We start from the raw sequence: 20,545 nt of genomic DNA on the forward strand, positions 1-20,545 counted from the left end.
ATTAGTAGTCCAAGATTCAATATTTCATCTAGCCAGCTGATTTTATTCAACTTAATGTGAATAAAGTCAGCTGGCTTTACACTTTATATGCCTTCCGAAAGGTTTGTTTGCGGAATAACCGGGGTTGTTTGCGGAATAGCGAGGTTTGTTTGCAGTATAACCGACTTTGTTTGCGCAACAGCCGATTTCCGTAAGTTTATCCAATATCCACGAGACTCTTCTCGACACAAAAGCCCCTGCCTCAAGCAATTCGCTTGAGGCAGGGGCTTTTCATTTCACAATTCGTAGACGCGTGCTTCGAAAGGCTGCAATTGCTTTGGATCCGGCTGCTGGTAATTGTTCAACAGGCAGCGTGCGGATTCCGGCTCGTCCCAATAGCAGGCATACTCGGTCAAATTGGTGATGACCAACAGGGTCTTTTCTTCATTCGTGCGGGTGTAGGCATAAATCGATTCGTGGCCGACATCCTGCAGCTCGTAGTTTCCGTAGACGAGGACATCCTGCTGCTTGCGCAGCCAGATCATCTTGCGGTAAAACCAGAGAACGGAATGCGGATCCCGCAGCTGCGCTGCCACATTGATTTCTTCGTAGTTCGGATTGACGCGGAGCCACGGCTCGCCGTCTGAAAATCCGGCATTCGGGCTGGCGTCCCATTGCATCGGCGTGCGCGAATGGTCACGGCTTTGTGCCTTGATGATGGTCATTACGGCGTCGTGCTCCATGCCTTCCGAACGGTTGAAATGGTAAAGGTTATGCGTTTGGATATCGTTGTAATGTGCCAATTCTTCAAACGGCGCATTGGTCATGCCGATTTCCTGCCCCTGGTAGATGAACGGCGTGCCCTGCATGAAGAAATACATGCAGGCGATTGCCGTAGCGCTTTCCCGCCAATATTCACGGTCGTTCCCCCAAGAGGAAACAATGCGCGGCTTATCATGATTTTCAATGAACAACGCGTTCCAGCCATGGCCTTCCACCGCTTTTTGCCATTTGGTCAGCACTTCTTTCAACTTCGGCACGTCGATGCCCGTTGTCGCATCAGTATCCCAAAGACCCATGCTTTCGAATTGGAATACCATATCGAATTTCCCGTCGTCCTCAGAAATCCATTCCTTGATGTCCCCTGCCTGAACGCCATTCGCTTCGCCGACCGTCATGATGTCGCGTTTCGCAAACGTCTCATCACGTAATTCCGCAAGCAGCGGCTGGATGCCTTTGACATTCATCATCTTGTCCCAGGCCGGTACATACAGATTTTGTTCCGGATCCTCGATGTTGCTCAATTCTTTTTTGATGTGGCTGATGGCATCTACACGGAAACCATCGATTCCTTTGTCGAGCCACCAATTGACCATGTCATACAAAGACTGCCGCACGTCTGGATTCTCCCAGTTCAAGTCCGGCTGCTTTTTGGAGAATAAATGCAGATAATATTGTTTGGTTTCCTGATCGTATTCCCAGGCGGTTCCGCCAAAAATACTTTCCCAATTGGTCGGTTCATCGCTCCAGATATACCAATCGCGTTTATTATTGTCGAGTGAAGCGCGTGATTCCATGAACCACGGATGTTCATCGCTTGTATGATTGATCACCAAATCGATGATCAGCTTCATATCCCGCGCGTGCACTTCCTCAAGCAAGCGGTCAAAATCCGCCATCGTTCCGAACTCTTCCATAATTTCCTGATAGTCGCTTATGTCATAACCGTTGTCATCATTGGGTGACTCATACATTGGACAAATCCAAATCACATCAATCCCAAGGTCTTTCAAATAATCCAGCTTGCTCGTCACGCCATTGATGTCGCCAATGCCGTCACTATTCGAATCCTTAAAACTCCTCGGATACACCTGATACGCAACTGCTTCTTTCCACCATTTCTTGTTCATAACTGATCCCTCACAAAGACCTTGGCCAGTCTCCCTATTAATCAATCGGCCTTAACCCCTGATCTGTTACGAAGACGTCCGAACGCCTATTTCAACTTTTATTCATTTCCATCATCCAGCAACATTTTTCTAGTAAACTATTTACAAGTTGATAGTGTAGCAGAGTTCGCAAAAAATTACCAAGGCAGCATACCGAATATTTTACGGAGTTCAGTTCGGGCGTTCACCCTCTTCCATTTGAATATCTTTTTATATAACCGCTATGCCAATAAAAAAACCTAATTTGTTAAGTTTTCTGACATTAATTCAATGATACCGTTTTCATTCGGACACATATTTGATTTTGGCTGATTGCGAGGCTATTATCAGTTGTGATAATAAAAACGAACGATATTGCAATAATATTCTTAATGGAATTTCAGGTGAAATCTTCTTTCCTAAAGAATAAAATCAGCTGTTCATTCGTTCAATATAATCATTAACTTTATGAAATTAGGGAATACACTACTATAGAAATAGAAAGGATGATCAATCATGAAAAACAAATTGGCAGCCGCGCTGCTCGCTATTTTCCTCGGCGACTTTGGCGCACATAAATTTTACTTAGGCAAACCCGGCATGGGGATTCTGTATCTGCTGTTCTTTTGGACAGGCATACCTGCAGTCATTGGTATAATTGAAGGGATCCTCTACCTGCTGCAGTCTGAAGAAGACTTTCAGAGAAAACACGGCAGAGGCTGATCCACTAGATTATTCCTATAGTTTTAAGGAGGCAATCCATTTTGCGGCTTGAACCGATTCCTGACCACCTGCAGAAAGATTTGAAGATTTTATTTGTCGGCTTTAATCCGAGCATCCGCTCTTCCGAAACCAGCTTCCACTACGCGAACCCAAACAACCGGTTCTGGAAGATCCTTCACGAAGCGGGATTGACGCCGCGGAAATACCGGCCTGAGGAAAACAGCGATTTGCTCTCTCTCGGCTATGGCCTGACGAATATCGTTGCGCGTCCGACAAAGCAAGCGGCGGAAATTTCAAAAGAGGAATATACTGAAGGCGCCAAACTGCTGGAACAGAAAATCAGGCAGGTTAACCCGAAAGCCGTCTGTTTTGTCGGCAAAGGCGTCTACCAGCAATTCAGCAAACGAAAAACCGTTTCCTGGGGCGTCCAGAAAGAACCGGTCATCCCTGGAGTCATCGAGTATGTTGCTCCGTCTTCGAGCGGACTGGTGCGCATGAAGCTGGATGACATTGTGGAGATTTACAGCGGATTGAATAGTTTCATTTAATGCATGATAAAAAGCTGCACCCGGCAATATACCGGGTGCAGCTTTTATGTTTGGTTTTATTTATGAACAGCTTCTCTAGACCAATGTCCTACTGGTCAAGGGACCACTAAAATCTGCCGGTTGAATTATTAGGCGTTTTGTTGATTGGCCTGCTTGGCTTCAACAAGCTTAGTGTCCAATGCCAGCATTCTGCTGCCGTTGACCGCAAGGAAAATCGCAATTGCCATGAAGGCGATGTCCAATTCGTAGCCTGCTCCTGTCCCGTCACCCAAAAAGCCAACTGATAGTTTAGCGGTGAAAATGGCACCCAGCATAACAATTGCCAATAGGGCAGATACGATACGAGTTCCAAAACCAATGATCAACGCAAATCCGCCGACCATTTCGATGATGGCCACTACGTAAGCAAGCGAGGCCGGTATGCCGATGCTGTCGAACCAGCCCGCTGTATTGCCGATGCCCCCCTGAAACTTCACCAATCCGTGAATAAAGAAACTGATTCCCAATACGACGCGCAACAACAATGTACTTGCTTCAACTTTATTTGTCATTTTTATTTCCTCCTATCAATGTGTTATTTTTTTACGCTTGCTAATGAATCCAAAAGCCATTTTTCAAAATCCTGATAGTTCTCCATGGAAACGGTATGCGGGGACGCGTAACTCTTAAACGTTACATCGGCGCCCAACTGCTGAAAATAATCCCGGCTCGCCTGTCCCCATTCAAATGGCAATGCCTGATCCGCTTCTCCATGTGAAATGAACAGCGACAGCCCCTTCATCGATTTATTCCGGAATTCGGTTTTGACGAACTCTGGAATATAACCGCTCAGAGCGACGATGCCTTTCACCCGGTTTTCTGCTTTCAATCCGACCGTCATCGACAAAATCGCCCCTTGGCTGAATCCCATCAAATAGATTTGGTCTTTGTCCACCGGGTATGCATCCTTTGCCCAATCCATAAAGCCGATGACCTGTTCAACTGCCTGGTCAAACGCATGGCGATGCGGTTTGCCGTATCCCTCGATCGTAAAAAATGCAAAACCCGGCGGTTGGGCAAGCGGACCGCGAATACTGAAGATAAAGCATTGCTCTTCAAAGCCACTGACCAATCCAAGCATATCCTTTTCATTGCTGCCCATACCATGCATGACAAAAACTGCTGGATACGTTTTTGTCGGATCCACATCCTGCGGACAGCGCAACTCATAAATCAATGGTCCATTCATTGTAGTCATCCTCTCTCTTCAGAGCGTTGAGAATCTGTTGATTTTATTACTCTAAAGAATATTTTATTCTTATAAGTAAACAACTAAATGAAAAAAATGACCCGAAAGGCCAATTGGTTGTTTTCATATAAGAATATTAATTTCTTATAAGATAACAAGAATAAACTGGATTGTCAATCATTTGTTTGTTAAAATAGAATTATGTTTTCTATAAGGCAACTATTGAGGTGAAAAAATGGAGATTGGAACGAAAATCCGAGCGATACGCAACCGCAAAAAAATTACCATTGCACAGATGTGTGAAGAAACTGGTTTATCGAAAGGGTTTGTCAGCAACATTGAAAATAACAAAACCTCTCCATCCATCAATACATTACAGACCATCTCAAATTTTTTAGAAGTTCCTTTGCCATATTTATTACTGGAAAAGCGGGAGCATATGAGCGTTGTAAAAAAAGAGGAGAGAGCGCGGTCGACTTTCAACAACTTGAAAGTCGAGCATTTGTCGTCCAAAGGCGGATTGCGGATGCGACTTATCGAATTTCCTCCGGGAGCATCGATGGGCGAACAAAACGCACATGAAGGCGAAGAATGCCACCTGGTCCTTGAAGGCAGATTGCTGGCTGAACAGGGAGAAGATCATATGGTGGTGGAAGAAGGTGATTCCTTCAGCTGGAACGCCAGCGTACCGCATTTCGTAAAAAACATCGGCGAAGAAAAAGCCGTTGTCCTGATTTCCGTCTATTCGGATACTGAATTGACGGATGGAATTTAACTTCTTCGCTTGATTTTTAAAAAAGCTGTTGCCACGTATCACTAGGTACGTGGCAACAGCTTTTTTATTTGTCGACTCACGGTTACAGGGATTGCAGCAATGCTTGAATTTTCCGGACCGTATTGACGTTGCGGATGGTGACGCGCTGATAAAGGGCAGAGCCGACGATTTTCACCATGCCGCTCCTGGTGACTTTATCCCGGTCGACTGCCCAAAGAATTGCACCTGGAACATAGATGACCCGGTCGACGTCCGGCTTGACCGTCAATCCGTCCAGCACGGTCTTGTCGTCGACATCCTGCCATAAAAACAGCACATCGCTTTTCATCTGCTGGTCGTTGGCCCAGTTTTCAGGAATCGCCTGCGCGATTTTCCCGAATTCGTCTGCATCATATATCAGTATATTGATCTTCAAATTGAAATGGCTATCGATCGCCCGTTCCAAAATCGGTGCTAATTGTTCTTTCCGATGGCCGTTGTCCGCAAAGATGATATTTCCCGAATTGATATAGGTGGTGACTGAAGACATTCCCGCCTCTTCAAATGCCTGCTTCAACTTCTTCATATCCACTTTGTTCTTGCCGCCCACATTGATTCCCCGCAGCAACGCCACATACAGCATGAAAATCCTCTCCTCGATCAACAGAATTCACTCCCTCTTTAACCGATCAAATCCGGCATCCTTCATAATCCCCCCGAATGCCCGTTCTTGAACTGTTCCTTCAAGCGCCTCAATCAACTGCTCCAATTCTCCGGAAAACCATTCGTAATCGTCTTTTACCAGCACCAGCTTCAGCAGACAACAGACAGAAAATACCGTTGCTTCGCTCAAGCTTCCTTTTTCCATTTCCAGCATCGACTCTACCGCATCAAGTTCTACGGGATGAGAAAGGCGATACCGGTACAATACCTCTTCATGCGCAGATTTATTGCGGTAGGGGAAAACGATGCGCAAGATCGCATCCAAGTCACTCGCCTTCAATCGGATTTCGCCATATTCCTCGCTGTATTCTTCCGCGAAGTCTTGCGCAATGCGTTCCCTCAGTTCTTCATCGATGACGGTATAGAAATGCGTGATCTGGCCGAGCGACAAAAAATTGACCAGCACCCAAAGCGGAACATTTTTGTGCTTGTCGTAAAATTCGCGGATGGCCGGGTATCTCACTTTATCACGCTTCTTATGGCTTTTGATCAGGTTGGCGAGTGTTGAAATGATGCGGTCGCGTTCATGATGATGCCGGCTGTCCGGACTGTAATGGCCAGGTTCCAGAAAACTTGCTGTTTCCCTGAACTTTTCGGAAAAACGGTACGCCACTTTCGACTTGATGTTTTTTTCAAATTTCAGCAGTTCATTCAGCAACAGCAGCCGCAGCTTCCGGTCAAAGCTGTGCAGGGCATAGAGATGGCCGAACTCCGTGCCTTCCTGATAGTGTTCAAGGCCATACGGGTTGAGCATTTCATCGTGCTCCAAAAAAGGCGCTTTATAGCCATCGATCAAGGCATAATAATTTTCGCGGGACAAAATCCGTTTCGCAGCCGCTTTGTCAGGCACCTGCATGCCACGCTCCTCGAGTATCCCCAACTGTTCAGCGTGGGAGGCAAAATCCTTCACATGTCTCATCCTTTACACAATCTTCTTATCTCCAACTGTAAGCGAAACCGCTCCATTAATAAACCACTTATCCACCAAAATAAAAAACCGTTCCCGGAAAATACATGTGCCGGGAACGGCGGGTGAAATCTTTACTGCTATCCGTATGTGTTGTTAGCCAATTCATTTATTCCGTGATGAATGGATTCCTGTCTAAACTGACGGATCAGTTCAAGCCGTGGCTGACCATTGCGTCGGCGACTTTTTTGAAGCCGGCAATATTGGCGCCGATAATCAGATTGCCCGGCGAACCGTATTGTGCGGCAGTATCCGTACAGGTTTTGTAGATGGTTTTCATGACCTGCAGCAGTTTTTCATCCACTTCTTCGGCTGTCCATGAATAGCGCATGCTGTTCTGGGACATTTCCATCGCAGAAACTGCAACACCGCCTGCATTGGCGGCCTTTGCTGGAGCAAACAATACTTTATTATGCGTCAGTACGCGGACCGCTTCTTCTGTGCAAGGCATATTGGCGCCTTCTCCAACGGCCTTCACCAAATTCTCGACCATTGCCTGCGCGCTTTCTCTGTCGATTTCGTTTTGCGTTGCACATGGCAGGGCGATATCACATGGAATTTTCCAGATTTCCGATTTGTCTTTGCCGTATTGGGCATTCGGATGGCTTTCAAGGTAATCATAAATCCGTCTTCTATCAACTTCCTTCAGCTGTTTGACGGTTTCAACATCAATGCCGTCCGGATCGTAGATAAAGCCTTCAGAATCGCTGCAGGCAACGACTGTGGCACCAAACTCAATGGCTTTTTCCATCGCATAGATCGAGACGTTTCCGGATCCTGAGACGATGACTTTGCTGCCTTTGAATGAATGCCCTTGAGCCTTCAGCATTTCTTCAACAAAATAAACAGTTCCGTATCCGGTCGCTTCTTTCCGGATAAGGCTTCCGCCGTTTTCCGGATTCTTCCCGGTAAAGACGCCTGCTTCCGAGGCATTTCGGAGGCGTTTGTATTGCCCGAACATATAACCGATTTCCCGTTTGCCGACGCCGATATCCCCTGCTGGAACATCGATGTCCGGACCGATATGGCGGGTCAGCTCTGTCATGAAGCTTTGGCAGAAACGCATGATTTCACGGTCTGACTTCCCTTTCGGATCAAAATCAGAGCCGCCTTTTCCGCCGCCGATCGGCAAGCCGGTCAATGCGTTCTTGAAGATTTGTTCGAACCCGAGAAATTTCACGACACTGGCTGTCAGAGAAGGATGGAAACGCAAACCGCCTTTGAACGGCCCAAGTGTACTATTGAACTGCACACGGTATCCACGGTTGACGTGGACATTGCCGGCATCGTCTTCCCAGGTTACCCGAAACGCGATAAATCGTTCCGGCTCAGAAATGCGTTCCAGAATCCCTTGTTCTACGTATTCCGGATGCTGTTCAAACACGGGTTGCAACGAATCGAATACTTCCCAGGTCGCCTGCAAAAACTCAGATTCTCCCGGATTCCGGTCTTTAAGTTTTTTATGGATGGCTTTTATATATTCATAAGATGATTGCTGCTTAATCGGATTTTCCTGTTGTACAGATGTCAATTACGTTCAATCCCCTCTTGAAAAAATGCATATTTTTTGAATAATTATTCATATACTTTAATATTTATCTCTCATTATACAAACTGAAACCAGCCTGTGCAAACTAATATTTCCCACTGAGCGGTTTATTAATCCTGTATTGGCAAGCTTCTTGAAAAAAGTAACCGCTGCCATTGCCTGCTATTCAGTGTTTTCATTTTTTTGTGACAAATTAATTATTTTGAAAATAAATAATGTATTTTAAGCAGACTGCCCTTCTTTGCTATGTTTTTCTCGCTTGTTTTATGCTGCTTATGAGATATTCCTTCTATAAAACAGTCGAATAGTTTGAAGAGGAAAAGTTCTCTATTTGCCGTTAGTGTTCGGCTATAAAGGGTATGGGAAAACAAAAGCAGCAGTCAGCGGAATTGGGGATGGTCTAGCGTAGGCTTGCACAGGTCGGTGAAATCCAGGATAAGGAGTGAGGGCTTTGAAGATGGTGTCACTGGCGGCAGTATTGGCGTTGGTTTTTGGCTTGGCACTTCCCGTTGAAGGGGCTTCCGATTTACAGGAGTCTCATGAATTTTATGAGGAAATCAGCTATTTGAAGGACCGTGATGTGCTGAGAGGCTATCCTGATGGCACCATGCGCCCAGATGCAGGAGTGACGCGTGCAGAAGCGGCAATTATGATCACCCGGCTGAAAGAGTTTGATGATGCTCCGCGCGATACGGATTTCCCGGATGTTCTTGCTTCCCATAAAGCGAGCGGCTCTATTGCTGCAGCAGCGGAAGCGCAGTTGATCCAAGGGTATCCAGATGGCACGTACCGGCCGGACAACACAATCACGCGAGCCGAGATGGCGTTTATTCTATCACGGCTGTTTATCGTCCCCTTCCGGGCGGATGTGAGCTTCACAGATATTTCCATGAATATGAAAGTGTATGAACCGGTTCAGAAGATCCTGGCAGCGAACATCACCATCGGCTATCCTGACAAGACCTTCCGTCCGAATGCAACTGTGAGCCGCGGCCAGTTCTCTGCATTTTTGGCCCGCGGATTGGAACCAAAGTTTAAAAACGATGCCACCATCGCAAAATCCTATTTGAGAGACAAAACGAAAACCTATGTCTATGATACGGAATTCGGCATCGAGCGCCATATCTACAATTATGTGCCTGCGCGCAACGACTTGGAGATGGGCTTTATTTGGAGTATCTACAGAGAAGATGGATCCCTATTGACCGATCTGACTGAATTCGAAACCCATGAGCGGTATACCTTCGGGTTGCCCTATTCGGAATCCTATACCGAATTGGAATACCCCGTGGAAGTTGGACAAGCTTGGTACACCGATACGATGTATGCCGCTCCGCGTATCATCACCGCTGCCGGAGTGGCTGTGGACACCCAGCACCAGACTTTCACGAATGCGGTGGAAGTGACAGTTGCGGCCAATCCGGAATTCATGGAAGAGGGCCATATTTATTATATGGTAGAAGGTTTCGGTGAAGTGAAATCCGTGAATTTGGACGGCACCGTAACCAAAGAATTGATCGCAGTGGAATAAAAACGATTTACAGAAGAGCTGACTGCCTGGGCAGCCGGCTCTTTTTTATGGGATTTTCTAGATCAGCAGCAAAATAAAGCGGCCTCACAAAGTCATAAAATCGACACTTACACTTGAAAAGATGGACTTGTTATAGTTACAAACAGACTTCGAATCGTACCGTATTAAGTTTGAGCATCATCTAAGAGGCCCCCATCGTTATGCGATAAGGGTAAGTTCAATTGTTTAGGCATTCCTTGACCTTATGATGACATCCCTCGATTTACCTGCTCAAATATGTAAGGTATAAAAAGTCGAATACAAGCAAGTTGAAAGGAAGAAGAACATGCATCAAGAAAAAAGATTGCCCCGCAACGGAAAAGAAGGTTTTCTATACGGCGGCCTCATCTCGGCCATGACGGTCCTATTCATGACCTCGTTCAGCGTCATTTACTTTGCTGGAGGATTTAATGCCGACATCGCTTGGAGCATCGTAAAAATGCTGCCGATCATGTGGATCATCGTCATGATCATTGAACCCGTGATTTTTGGGCGCCTCGCTGAAACTTTGACCGCTAAATTCACCCACTCATCCGACAGCTTCAATTCGAAAATCCTATTCCGGATCTTGTTCACCGTCCTTGGAATGTCAGCGGCCATGACCTTGATCGGTGATGTCGTCGGCAATGGCCTTCACGCCGAACTGTTCAGCAATTGGGTGGCGAACTGGCCACGCAATTTTGTGATTGTCTTAATCGCCGAAAGCCTGGTCATCCAGCCGATTGCCCGCTTCGCAATGGTCAAGCTGCATGAAGCACAGGACCGAAAAGCAGGAATCACGCCGGAAGAAGAGCCCGCGTTAAAAGCAGAAGTTCTTTAAAGGCAAAAAAGCTCACAGACAAACCCGTCTGTGAGCTTTTTTATATCCGGAACTTTATTAATTGAACTCTACGGTATCATTCATTTCTTTTTTGTCTTTTACCGTTTCGTTGTCCGTCAGCTTTTTAACGAATGTTTTGACCGACTTCAAGGTGTTTCCAGAATCCCAGTACTCCGCTGAATCCGCATCGACTTTGATCAGCACCACATTCGGGTCGTCATAGCTGGTGTCCAACATTTTGTCGAAGATCGGATTCCAGTATTCCTTTTTCTTCGCGGCATCTTCGATAAATTCAGCCGTGCCGCTGATGGATACGTATGACTTGCCCGCATATGCCAAGTTGATGTGCGGGTTGCTGATGATCTCCTGGTACTTGTCTGTATCCTTCATCGTCAAGAACCATAGCTCTCCGTCAAACTCCACTTCCTGAGTCTGCATCGGACGTGAAATGATTTTGTTGTCTGCGGAGATGGTCGTGAACATCGCCACTTTGATGTCCTTGATCAGGTCATTGACCGTTTTGATTGCTTCCTGGTTGTTTGTAGTATTGTTTACCATAATATTTTTTCCTCCTATATAAGTTGGTTTAAGTAAGACGCCTATGTTTTTTAGGATTCCCTTATTCCTTCTCTTTAAACGTCCTGTCATTGACCTAGTACTGTTCCTGCACATTATAAAAACATTGCATTGCCTTTATAAAAATACTTAAAATCTCATAAGAATTAGAAAAACGGCTGTCTCCGCCTCAACAACACTTGTTAAGAAAATCCTGATAAATTCAATATTCCCTAAAAGTTATTTGAAAATAATTTAATTTCTTCTTGTAATGTGATTATTCAATCATGTATAGTCTATACAAGAATGAATAACGGAGGCCGCACATGAATACTTTATTTTTGCTTCCCAATACTGATGAAGAAATTATTGATACATACGATGAAGACATCATTGTCACTACCAAACAAGGCCGGATCATCAAAGTCTCCCCCTTAAGTGGTGAAGCCTACGGCGTAGCACCTGAAGAGCTGCTCGGCAAATCTGTCTACGACCTGGAAGCCTCAGGGATTTTCTCTCCCGCCATCACGCCGCTGGTATTGAAGAAAAAGAAAAAAGTCGTGCTGCGGCAAAATACACCTTCCGGAAAAAAAGTCCTGATCACCGGCATTCCCTTGTTCAACGACAAAGGCGATGTGGAATTTGTGGTCAGCTATTCCTACGACATGTCACAGCTGATGGTCATGAAAGAATACCTTGAAAACCTGGAAACCGAGATGTCCAAGGTCAAAGGTGAGCTTGCCCATCTGCGCAATCAACAGCTGCACATTGAAGGCTGCGTCATGGAAAGCCCTTCCTCCAGCCGTGCACTTCAGACAGCCGTCAAAATGGCGCAGCTGGAAGTTCCAGTGGTCATCCACGGTGAAGCCGGTACGGGAAAAACGGAACTCGCTAAATTCATCCACTCACAGAGCATCCGGCGCGACTCGGCTTTTATCGAAGTCAATGGCAGCGCCATTCCGGATTCGGTGTTCGACATCAGTTTTACAGGATTGGATGGAGAAGGCTATATCGGCCTGGCTGCTGGAGGCACTTTGGTGCTCAATGAAATAGACCAGCTTTCTTCTGTTGCCCAGGCAGCACTGTTCAACATCCTGCAAAATCCGCACAGCGCCCGCATCATCGCCATCAGCCATACGTCCATCGAAGAAGCTGTGGCTGCCGGACGCTTCCGTGAAGACCTGTTTTATTCGCTGCATCTGGTTTCAATCGAGCTGAAACCACTGAGGGAGCGGCCGGACGATCTGGATCAGGGGATCAACCGGATTCTGGAGGAACTGAACGGCATCTACGACGAGCAGAAAACAGCTTCTGATGATTTGTTCTTCCATTTGCTGCAACTTCCTTGGAAAGGCAATTTCCGTGAGCTGCGAAATGTGCTCGAACGCAGTTTTATCGAAAGTGAGTCAGCGCTGATTACACTCGATGATTTGCCCATCACCTACCAGCCAGACGCGGATGAACGCATCGGCTTTGAACTTGATGGCCAAACACTCCCGCATATTCTGGAATCCGTCGAAAAGAAAGTCCTGCTGAATGCACAAAAACGCTACCGGACAACTACCGAGATGGCGAAGATTCTGGGCATCAGCCAGCCATCTGTCGTCCGCAAACTAAAAAAATACTCAAGCACACCATTTGGGGGGGAAACTACATGACTATAATTCAAAGCAAAAAAAAGGCAATCCGACCAGCTGACACCTGGAAATTCCTCATTCCTTCCATCATCGGCGCGCTGTTATTCCTTTTCCCGATTTCCTATAACGGCGAAGTGACCATCGGTGTCGGCATTCTGGCATCGTTCCTGCTGTCGACGTTCGGCGATGTGATTCCGCCATTCATTGTAATCCTGCTCGGCTTCTCCGCAATCGCCAGCTTAGCGGCGACTGCCTTGAAACCCGCATTTGTGCGCAACTCACCTTTTTTGCGCGCTACCTTCATCAACGGTCCGTTCGGCCTGATTGTCCGCGTGCTCGCTTTTGCATTCGGCATCATGGCCTTTTATGAAATTGGTCCCCAAGCGATCGCTTCACGCAATACCGGCGGCGTTGTTCTCTATGATCTGGCGCCAGTCCTCTTGACCTGGTTCCTGTTTGCCGGGATTTTGCTGCCCCTGTTGGTGGAATTTGGCTTGATGGAATTTGTCGGGACCCTGCTCAATAAATTCATGCGCCCTGTCTTCACCTTGCCTGGCCGCTCTTCGATCGATGCCATGGCATCATGGATGGGTGCAGCGCCGGTTGGTGTTCTGGTGACCATGAAGCAATACGATGAAGGCAATTACACAGAACGTGAAGCTTCCGTAATCGCGACGACTTTCTCAATCGCATCGGTTGCCTTCAGCCTTATTGTCGCAAACGTTGTGGGCATCGGCCATTTGTTCCTGCAGTTCTACCTGGCTGTATCGGTTGCCTGCTTGGTAGCTGCCGTCATCATGCCGCGCATTCCGCCGCTGTCGCGTAAAAAAGATACATACTATGCTCCAGTAGGCAAACAAATCGATGACACCATCCCTGAAGGCGCATCCCTTTTCAAATGGGGATTTGACGAAGCCCGCCGCAAAGCGAATGGCGCTGCAAGCCCGAAAAAATTGGCGCAGGTCGGGATTGAGACCGTGCTCGATATCTGGCTGGCATTGATTCCACTGGTTATGGCCCTTGGTACAATCGCTTTGATCGTTGCAGAATACACGCCGTTTTTCCGAATCATTTCCTATCCGCTGATTCCCGTCCTGACATTGATGGGATTGCCGGAAGCTGCTGAAGCTGCCCCGACTTTCCTTGTCGGATTCGCGGATATGTTCCTGCCGGCTGTTCTCGGCAGCGGCATTGAAAGCGAGTTGACACGTTTTGTTCTGGCGGGTGTGTCCTTGACGCAAATCATCTATATGTCCGAAATCGGCATCCTGATCCTGCGCTCAAACATCCCGGTGAAATTCTGGGAACTGGCCGTGATCTTCGTGTTGCGCACCATCATCACCTTGCCGATTCTTGTGTTGTTCGGCCATCTATTTGTATAGAAATGAAAAATCCACTTCCGATTGGGAGTGGATTTTTTCTTACGATTAGCCCATAGAAAATGCGCGTCCAGGATCGACTCGTCCCTGGACGCGCATAAAATTATGTTAAACAGCCTGGTGCTGGATCTGCCGTAATTTCCGGGCCGCTGTTACCATGTTTTTCAGCGAAGCCACCGTTTCTGCTTCCTGTCTGGTTTTCAAGCCACAATCCGGATTGACCCAAAATTGTTCTTTGGAGATCACCGCTAAACTGTCTGTTAAAATCGCCTGCATTTCCTCCACGCTTGGGACTCGCGGGCTATGAATGTCATAGACACCGAGGCCAACACCCAGTTCATATGGATTCTTTTTGAGCGATTCAATCAGTTCTCCGTGGCTTCTTGAGGTCTCGATTGAAATGACGTCCGCATCAAGGGCGCGGATCGGCTCAATGAAATCATTGAACTCGCAATAGCACATGTGGGTGTGGATCTGCGTTTCATTCGCCACACCTGATGTCGCCAATTTAAAGGCATTCACGGCCCAGTCCAAATATTCCTTCCAGTTTTCTTTGCGGAGCGGCAAGCCTTCACGCAATGCCGGTTCGTCCACCTGGATAATTTGGATGCCGGCTTTTTCAAGAACATCAATTTCTTCTCTCAATGCCAGCGCAATCTGATTGGCTGTTTGTTCACGTGAAATGTCGTCCCGAACAAATGACCAATTCAAAATCGTCACCGGCCCTGTCAGCATTCCTTTCACGTATTTCGAAGTCAATTGCTGCGCCTCCACCACTTCCTTGACGGTCATCGGGGCAGTCCATTCAACATCGCCGTAAATGATCGGGGGCTTCACACAACGCGAGCCGTAAGAAACCACCCAAGCTTTTTGGGTAAAGGCAAAGCCCGTCAATTTCTCGCCGAAATACTCCACCATGTCTGTCCGCTCAAATTCCCCATGGACCAGCACATCCAAGCCGATTTCATCTTGAAGTCCAATCCAGCGTGCGGTTTCCTTTTTCACAAATTCCGCATACGCCGAATCCGTGATTTCCTTTTTGCGCCAAGCACTCCGTGTCCGCTTGACTTCAGCCGATTGCGGAAAGCTGCCGATTGTCGTCGTCGGAAAAATCGGCAGTTCGAGAGCTTCCTGCTGCAATTCCAGACGTTCGTTGAAAGCGATCGGGCGTGCAAAATGTTCTGGTTTCACTTGCGCGACAAGTTCTTTCACCTGCGTGTTTTCTCTAACTTTGTGGCGTGCCAACGCTTCAATCGCACGTATGCTTTCAGATACGTTCTTATTGCCTGACCATGTCCCTTCACGCACATAAGTGGTCAGCTGCGTCAGTTCCCCAATTTTTTCATCCGCAAATGACAGCGCATCCTGCAAGACAGGCGGCAAAGCTGTTTCTTGTTTCGTTGTCACCGGCACATGCTGAAGGCTGCAGGAGGATTGAATCCAGGCTTCTGTTGCCTCGCTGATGGATAAGATGGCTTGAAGATTCACTGCTTTTTCCGCTAAGTTCGCGCGCCAGATATCCCGGCCGTTCACGGCACCGATTCCCAGTACTTTATTTTTTGGAAAACCGTAGGTGCGGATCGCAGCCATATTCTCTTCGGCTCCCTGAACAAAATCAAGGCCGATTCCCGCTACAGGCAATTGCGCCAGTTCTTCATATGCCGATAGCGCTTCAAAATAGGTTTGCAGCATAATTTTCGCAGCCGGTACATCGTCCGCCAATTGAGTGTAGATTTCCTTGACCAACTTGATGTCTTCTTCATTCAAGGACAGCGTTAATGCAGGCTCTTCCAGTTGAATCCACTCCGCTCCCGCATCGACGAGCTGCTGAAGTACTTTCGCGTACAGCGGCAACAGCTGCAGCAGGAACATGGCTTTCGATTTGGCATCATATCCTTTCACCAGCTGGAAGAAGGTAAATGGCCCAATCAGCGTCGGCTTTGTGATGACCCCCAACTCTTCTTTCGCTTCACTGAAATAGTCCACCAGGTGATTGCGCGTCAGCTCAAGAAGCTGTCCTTCGTATTCAGGAACGATGTAATGGTAATTCGTATTGAACCATTTGGTCATTTCACATGCCACCACTGCATCCGCTCCGCGGGCCATCGCATAATACGTCTCCAGATCAACCGTATCGCCTGTCCATTTATAGCGGGTCGGCACTAAGCCGAACATGACGGCGTGATCGAGCATGCGGTCATAAAGAGTGAAATCCCCGACAGTCAACAACTCCAATCCAAGCGATTGCTGCCGCTTCAGATTGTTCAGGCGAATGGCTTTCATTTCTGCGAGGAATTGCTCTTGTGGCAATGCATCTTTCCAAAACGATTCCAAACTGCGCTTCCATTCCCGATTCTCTCCGATATACGGGTAACCTACGACTGTACTCACTGTTTTCATCCGCTATTCCTCCTTTAGAATTTACAAGATGCCAAATACAAAAAAGCCATCTCCGCGTATGGGAAATGGCTTAACATTCAAGTTCAATAGACGCTTAAAAAGCATGCAAAAACTTGCTGTCGCAAAATGAATGTCACCACCTATTTCCACGTAGGTATTTGGCGCGCACTAGAAATTGGCAGGTCTCCTGGCTCATCTTCAACGCTCATCACACCTTCCCGTCTGAGACAGTGGTTTTTGTGAATCGCTCCGATTTACAGTTGCGGGACAGCGACGGATTTTCACCGTTCTTCCCTTTTAAGCCAAGGCTAAGCTTGGCACCAACTCTTACACGTTATGTAATTCTGACAACTATAGCATACCAACGACAGAAAATATAGAGTTTTCCGATAAAACGGATAGGCTTTGTTGTTAAAAGCTCTTGCGAAAAGGATGGTCAACCAAAAATATCACACAAAAAGCCGCATAGCAGCATGCGGCTTTTTGCGTTCATGTACTCATTTTGCCCAGCGATGGAAAATGAAATAGGACATGATGAGCACGATGACAATGGCCGAAAGGATGAGCATGGGCACAAGACCGAAAGTAGGTTCCATTTAGACTCCTCCTCCTTTTACCTTTATCATACTCCGCTTTAATCAAAAAACATAATTAAAAGACTGATTATTCAGTTAGTAAATAATCATCTTTTTGTAAGATTTAAAGCATCCAATAGCCCTTGCACAATAAGCTCGCTGGGTTTCGCAATATAGTGAGTTGTTTCATGGCAACTTCCGATAACAGTATGATATGTAAACTGATTATAAAGAGGACGAGGACTGTTTGAAAATCCAAAAAGAAATTGAATTGAAGATAGCAAGCATACAAAATAGATAGAAAGTTTTTTATCTACTAGCTTAAAATGATTTTGGTCAACCGTTCGACCGAGGTTTGTAAGGTTTCCTTCTCCTCTACATAGGCCATCGCAACACCATAAATTCCCCAGCTCCAAAACGTGGCAAGCGTCCCGTGTTCCTCTTTTACTCCCCGTTCCTTATCCAGCAATGTTTGCAGGGTTTCCGTCAAGCGCTGTTTTACCTCATGATCCATTTTCGGTTTGAATTCTTCGTAGGCACGTTGACAATGACGGGCTAAATCGGTTCGGGACCTCTTAATGGCTTCCAGCGACAGTCTGATGGTTTGCTCATTCATGACTTCCTGCAACGCGACTTCTTTGAAAAATTCCCTTGTCAGCACTTCACTTTGAATCGCATCGATCAAATCGTACTTATCCAGAAAATGGTAGTAAAACGTGGATCGGTTAATTTCGGCTTGTTGCGTAATATCGGCAATGGTGATGTCACTGAATTCTTTATGTTTAATCAGTTCCATAAAACCATTGATAATCTTTTGTCGGGTCCTTCGAATCCGAGGGTCTTGCTTTTTCATGTGTCTCCACCTTTCTCAAAACATTACTTTTTCAACAGTTGTTGGATTTAAAGAATGTTTTCAGTATAGCAGAAAAAACAGGCAATTCACGGCTCTGTAAACTGCGCCGGGAATTGCCTTGATAAACTCCAATCGATTAGAAACTCATTGCGGCCGTTTTGGCGCGCTCAATCCCTGTTGTTTTGATTTCAGCAGCTTTCGCTGGCATTTTCGCCTGTCCTTCGATAAATAAGCCTTCGTATTCCGTAATTCCCATGAAGCTCATGATGAATTTTAAATACCGATCTCCCAGTTCTTCCTCTGCCAAATGGCCTGTTGAATAAAAATCGCCACGAGCTTGAATGTGGAACACTTTTTTATCTTGAAGTAAGCCTACGGCGCCAGTTGCCGTATATCTAAACGTTTTTCCAGGGACAGCTACAGCATCAATGTAGGATTTCACCACTGCTGGGAAAGAGAAGTTCCACATCGGCGTGACGAAAATCATCTTATCGGCTGCCATAAATTGCTCCAGAATCTCATCCAGGCGCCCTACTTTCGTCAGTTCTTCCGCTGAAAGAGCGTCCACCGGCTGCCCCGCGCGAAGTTTCCCCCAGCCGCTAAACACATCTGCATCCAACTGCGGAACATGCTCCTGAAATAAATCAATCGTTACAACTTCATCGGTTGCGTTTGCTTCTTGATAGGTTTCAATGAATGCCTTTCCTGCGGCCATACTATACGAATGATTTTCGTCATTCGGATTTGCGGTAATGAATAACACTTTGTTCATGAGTAATTCCCTCTTATCTTGTTAGATTTACAACACTTGTTGTCCAACTTAGTATAGAACGCCTAGCGATCTGAACAAACCAACAGGTTAGCCGTATTGTCGGAAATCCAACATTCAGTTGGTATTGATGAAAAAATGAATAATCAAAATAAATTTCAGTTCGATGCTTTGTCAAAGAATGTTTCGAACATGCAAGCCTGTTTCAACCTGTCTACTTCAACTTTAAAAACTGTTCGTAAAAGTACACTTTTACGAACGCTTTGAAAACAGCTGAAAAGGGTCCGAAAAAACCGTTCGTATACATATCAAAACACTTGGCGAACGTTCGCGAATTCCCATATACTTTTGCGAACGATAGTCAGAGATAATTGCCGTTTAAGTTTTTATTTATGCAATCTGAAACATTCACTATCTGGCTAACTTTTTGGGATCAGACTACTCTGAATTGTTATCCGACTGGCTGATATCACCAAAACTCTTCATCGGGCACTGGAAACCCCTGCTCTAGCAGCGCTTATATGGAAGTCCGTTTCATTTATCTTAGATAACCCCCATCATCTTGCAGCTCCTAATAAATTTTGGAAATTGAAAAAGGCTTCGCTGTTAACCGCTTGGGTTAACAGCGAAGCCTTTTGGCGTACTTGAGTTGAATGTCTTCATCCAAGGACACATCTTTCGTAATTCATCTTTTTATCGATCACTCTATCAATCCGGCCTGCTGTAGGAATTCCTCTGCTACGACTTCAACCATCTGCCCTTCATTGTCCACTTTGGCATTCATGGCCTGCATGGTTGGTTCATCGATTTTATCTGCTAATCGAAGAAGAACCTCTTCCAGTTCAGGGTATTCTTCCATAATTTCAGTGCGCACAAGCGGCAGTGCATGATAAGGTGGGAAGTAATTTTGATCATCTTCCAGAACGCGCAGATTGTACATCTGCAATTGCCCGTCTGTCGTATAGGAATTGATGACGTCCACTTCTTCTGCATTGATCGAGCGGTACATCATGCCGTGGTCCATTCCTTTAACATCCTGGAATTCCAAGTCATATTCCTCTTGAAAACCCGGTAATCCATCTGGCCGGTCAATGAACTCAAAAACTGCACCCAGAGTAAAGTCTTCGGATACTTCGGCAAAGTCACTGAACGTCACTAAATCCAATTTTTCCGCTTCGTCTTCATCCAACGCCAGCGTATAGGTATTGTTGAAGCCAAAAGATTCCAACGCCGTAATGCCATCGGCAAAAACCAGCTCTTTCGTGGCAGCTAAAGTCTCATCAGCATCTCCAGCGGTTTCCTGATAATAATTGATGACGACTGTACCGGTGTAATCCGCAATCACATCAATATTGTCATTCAACATTGCTGTCCATACCACATTTGAACCGCCCAGATTTTCTTTATACACCACATCAATCCCCGCTTCCGCTTCGATTAATTGGCCCATGATGTTCGATAAGATAATGCTTTCCGTATTGTTTCTCGATCCGACGATCAATGAGTCTTCTTCTACGAAAATACAGCCCGCAAGCGGTGTTGTCACCATTAAAAGCAATAGGAACTTCAAAGCAATTTTTTTCATCAT

At 46.2% G+C, this 20,545-nt stretch carries 18 protein-coding genes and 1 riboswitch; of the genes, 7 read left to right on the forward strand and 11 right to left on the reverse strand.

Annotation, left to right across the window (positions count from 1 at the left end; genetic code table 11):
* Positions 1-275: 275 nt before the first annotated feature.
* Positions 276-1,889 carry a glycoside hydrolase family 13 protein gene (locus AC1MEO_RS08910; RefSeq protein WP_480335715.1) on the reverse strand — a complete coding sequence of 538 codons (1,614 nt, stop codon included), beginning with the start codon at positions 1,887-1,889 and terminating at the stop codon, positions 276-278.
* Between the two features lie 534 nt (positions 1,890-2,423).
* Between AC1MEO_RS08910 and AC1MEO_RS08915 the strand changes: the two genes are divergently transcribed.
* On the forward strand, positions 2,424-2,630 hold the full coding sequence (locus tag AC1MEO_RS08915) for a TM2 domain-containing protein (protein ID WP_223635617.1): 207 nt from the start codon (positions 2,424-2,426) through the stop codon (positions 2,628-2,630).
* A gap of 41 nt (positions 2,631-2,671) precedes the next feature.
* Positions 2,672-3,178: a G/U mismatch-specific DNA glycosylase gene (gene mug / locus AC1MEO_RS08920; protein ID WP_480335718.1), complete on the forward strand. Its 507-nt coding sequence runs from the start codon at positions 2,672-2,674 to the stop codon at positions 3,176-3,178.
* A 128-nt stretch (positions 3,179-3,306) separates the two neighbouring features.
* Here the strand turns inward: mug and AC1MEO_RS08925 are convergent, their stop codons facing one another.
* Both AC1MEO_RS08925 and AC1MEO_RS08930 read right to left on the reverse strand, forming a co-directional pair.
* On the reverse strand, positions 3,307-3,729 hold the full coding sequence (locus tag AC1MEO_RS08925) for a DoxX family protein (protein ID WP_480335719.1): 423 nt from the start codon (positions 3,727-3,729) through the stop codon (positions 3,307-3,309).
* Between the two features lie 23 nt (positions 3,730-3,752).
* Positions 3,753-4,406, reverse strand: coding sequence for an alpha/beta hydrolase (locus AC1MEO_RS08930; protein WP_480335721.1), 654 nt, complete (start codon positions 4,404-4,406; stop codon positions 3,753-3,755).
* Between the two features lie 235 nt (positions 4,407-4,641).
* Here AC1MEO_RS08930 and AC1MEO_RS08935 point away from each other — a divergent pair, with 235 nt between their 5' ends.
* Entirely contained in the window at positions 4,642-5,181 is a 540-nt protein-coding gene (locus tag AC1MEO_RS08935; RefSeq protein WP_480335723.1) for a helix-turn-helix domain-containing protein, read from the forward strand.
* Between the two features lie 82 nt (positions 5,182-5,263).
* Here AC1MEO_RS08935 and AC1MEO_RS08940 read toward each other — a convergent pair whose 3' ends face one another.
* The 3 genes from AC1MEO_RS08940 to gdhA form a co-directional block, all read right to left on the reverse strand.
* Positions 5,264-5,803, reverse strand: a complete 540-nt coding sequence (locus tag AC1MEO_RS08940) for a DUF1697 domain-containing protein (protein ID WP_480335724.1) — start codon at positions 5,801-5,803, stop codon at positions 5,264-5,266.
* 27 nt (positions 5,804-5,830) lie between these two features.
* Positions 5,831-6,802 carry an Abi family protein gene (locus tag AC1MEO_RS08945; protein ID WP_480335725.1) on the reverse strand — a complete coding sequence of 324 codons (972 nt, stop codon included), beginning with the start codon at positions 6,800-6,802 and terminating at the stop codon, positions 5,831-5,833.
* Between the two features lie 196 nt (positions 6,803-6,998).
* The gene (gene gdhA / locus AC1MEO_RS08950; protein WP_480335726.1) at positions 6,999-8,381 is read right to left on the reverse strand and encodes an NADP-specific glutamate dehydrogenase; all 1,383 of its coding nucleotides are present in this window, start codon (positions 8,379-8,381) and stop codon (positions 6,999-7,001) included.
* 475 nt (positions 8,382-8,856) lie between these two features.
* Here gdhA and AC1MEO_RS08955 point away from each other — a divergent pair, with 475 nt between their 5' ends.
* Positions 8,857-9,930, forward strand: a complete 1,074-nt coding sequence (locus AC1MEO_RS08955; protein WP_480336064.1) for an S-layer homology domain-containing protein — start codon at positions 8,857-8,859, stop codon at positions 9,928-9,930.
* Between the two features lie 325 nt (positions 9,931-10,255).
* A complete protein-coding gene (locus AC1MEO_RS08960; protein ID WP_480335728.1) occupies positions 10,256-10,789 on the forward strand; it encodes a DUF2798 domain-containing protein in 534 nt (177 codons plus the stop codon).
* Positions 10,790-10,846: 57 nt separating this feature from the next.
* On the opposite strand, the gene AC1MEO_RS08965 is transcribed toward AC1MEO_RS08960, so the two are convergent.
* A complete protein-coding gene (locus AC1MEO_RS08965; protein WP_480335730.1) occupies positions 10,847-11,347 on the reverse strand; it encodes a pyridoxamine 5'-phosphate oxidase family protein in 501 nt (166 codons plus the stop codon).
* A gap of 323 nt (positions 11,348-11,670) precedes the next feature.
* Between AC1MEO_RS08965 and AC1MEO_RS08970 the strand changes: the two genes are divergently transcribed.
* Positions 11,671-13,002: a sigma 54-interacting transcriptional regulator gene (locus AC1MEO_RS08970; protein WP_480335732.1), complete on the forward strand. Its 1,332-nt coding sequence runs from the start codon at positions 11,671-11,673 to the stop codon at positions 13,000-13,002.
* The gene (locus AC1MEO_RS08975; RefSeq protein WP_480335734.1) at positions 12,999-14,363 is read left to right on the forward strand and encodes a YjiH family protein; all 1,365 of its coding nucleotides are present in this window, start codon (positions 12,999-13,001) and stop codon (positions 14,361-14,363) included. The genes AC1MEO_RS08970 and AC1MEO_RS08975 overlap by 4 nt, the downstream gene beginning before the upstream one ends.
* A 105-nt stretch (positions 14,364-14,468) precedes the next feature.
* Here AC1MEO_RS08975 and metE read toward each other — a convergent pair whose 3' ends face one another.
* The 4 genes from metE to AC1MEO_RS08995 form a co-directional block, all read right to left on the reverse strand.
* On the reverse strand, positions 14,469-16,760 hold the full coding sequence (metE, locus tag AC1MEO_RS08980; protein ID WP_480335735.1) for a 5-methyltetrahydropteroyltriglutamate--homocysteine S-methyltransferase: 2,292 nt from the start codon (positions 16,758-16,760) through the stop codon (positions 14,469-14,471).
* 160 nt (positions 16,761-16,920) lie between these two features.
* A riboswitch (cobalamin riboswitch) is annotated at positions 16,921-17,100 on the reverse strand.
* A 551-nt stretch (positions 17,101-17,651) separates the two neighbouring features.
* On the reverse strand, positions 17,652-18,188 hold the full coding sequence (locus AC1MEO_RS08985) for a TetR/AcrR family transcriptional regulator (protein WP_480335737.1): 537 nt from the start codon (positions 18,186-18,188) through the stop codon (positions 17,652-17,654).
* Between the two features lie 136 nt (positions 18,189-18,324).
* Positions 18,325-18,960 carry an FMN-dependent NADH-azoreductase gene (locus AC1MEO_RS08990; RefSeq protein WP_480335739.1) on the reverse strand — a complete coding sequence of 212 codons (636 nt, stop codon included), beginning with the start codon at positions 18,958-18,960 and terminating at the stop codon, positions 18,325-18,327.
* 697 nt (positions 18,961-19,657) lie between these two features.
* Positions 19,658-20,545: a glycine betaine ABC transporter substrate-binding protein gene (locus tag AC1MEO_RS08995; RefSeq protein WP_480335740.1), complete on the reverse strand. Its 888-nt coding sequence runs from the start codon at positions 20,543-20,545 to the stop codon at positions 19,658-19,660.

Source organism: Planococcus sp. BI3 (genome assembly GCF_056680115.1).

Bases quoted from the DNA above. Each gene is read 5' to 3' on its own strand.
- AC1MEO_RS08925 (WP_480335719.1), bottom strand. From the start codon at position 3,729: ATGACAAATAAAGTTGAAGCAAGTACATTGTTGTTGCGCGTCGTATTG.
- AC1MEO_RS08990 (WP_480335739.1), bottom strand. From the start codon at position 18,960: ATGAACAAAGTGTTATTCATTACCGCAAATCCGAATGACGAAAATCAT.
- AC1MEO_RS08935 (WP_480335723.1), top strand. From the start codon at position 4,642: ATGGAGATTGGAACGAAAATCCGAGCGATACGCAACCGCAAAAAAATT.
- AC1MEO_RS08930 (WP_480335721.1), bottom strand. From the start codon at position 4,406: ATGAATGGACCATTGATTTATGAGTTGCGCTGTCCGCAGGATGTGGAT.
- AC1MEO_RS08945 (WP_480335725.1), bottom strand. From the start codon at position 6,802: ATGAGACATGTGAAGGATTTTGCCTCCCACGCTGAACAGTTGGGGATA.
- AC1MEO_RS08940 (WP_480335724.1), bottom strand. From the start codon at position 5,803: ATGCTGTATGTGGCGTTGCTGCGGGGAATCAATGTGGGCGGCAAGAAC.
- AC1MEO_RS08995 (WP_480335740.1), bottom strand. From the start codon at position 20,545: ATGATGAAAAAAATTGCTTTGAAGTTCCTATTGCTTTTAATGGTGACA.
- AC1MEO_RS08985 (WP_480335737.1), bottom strand. From the start codon at position 18,188: ATGAAAAAGCAAGACCCTCGGATTCGAAGGACCCGACAAAAGATTATC.
- AC1MEO_RS08970 (WP_480335732.1), top strand. From the start codon at position 11,671: ATGAATACTTTATTTTTGCTTCCCAATACTGATGAAGAAATTATTGAT.
- AC1MEO_RS08915 (WP_223635617.1), top strand. From the start codon at position 2,424: ATGAAAAACAAATTGGCAGCCGCGCTGCTCGCTATTTTCCTCGGCGAC.
- AC1MEO_RS08975 (WP_480335734.1), top strand. From the start codon at position 12,999: ATGACTATAATTCAAAGCAAAAAAAAGGCAATCCGACCAGCTGACACC.
- AC1MEO_RS08960 (WP_480335728.1), top strand. From the start codon at position 10,256: ATGCATCAAGAAAAAAGATTGCCCCGCAACGGAAAAGAAGGTTTTCTA.
- AC1MEO_RS08965 (WP_480335730.1), bottom strand. From the start codon at position 11,347: ATGGTAAACAATACTACAAACAACCAGGAAGCAATCAAAACGGTCAAT.
- AC1MEO_RS08955 (WP_480336064.1), top strand. From the start codon at position 8,857: ATGGTGTCACTGGCGGCAGTATTGGCGTTGGTTTTTGGCTTGGCACTT.
- metE (WP_480335735.1), bottom strand. From the start codon at position 16,760: ATGAAAACAGTGAGTACAGTCGTAGGTTACCCGTATATCGGAGAGAAT.
- AC1MEO_RS08910 (WP_480335715.1), bottom strand. From the start codon at position 1,889: ATGAACAAGAAATGGTGGAAAGAAGCAGTTGCGTATCAGGTGTATCCG.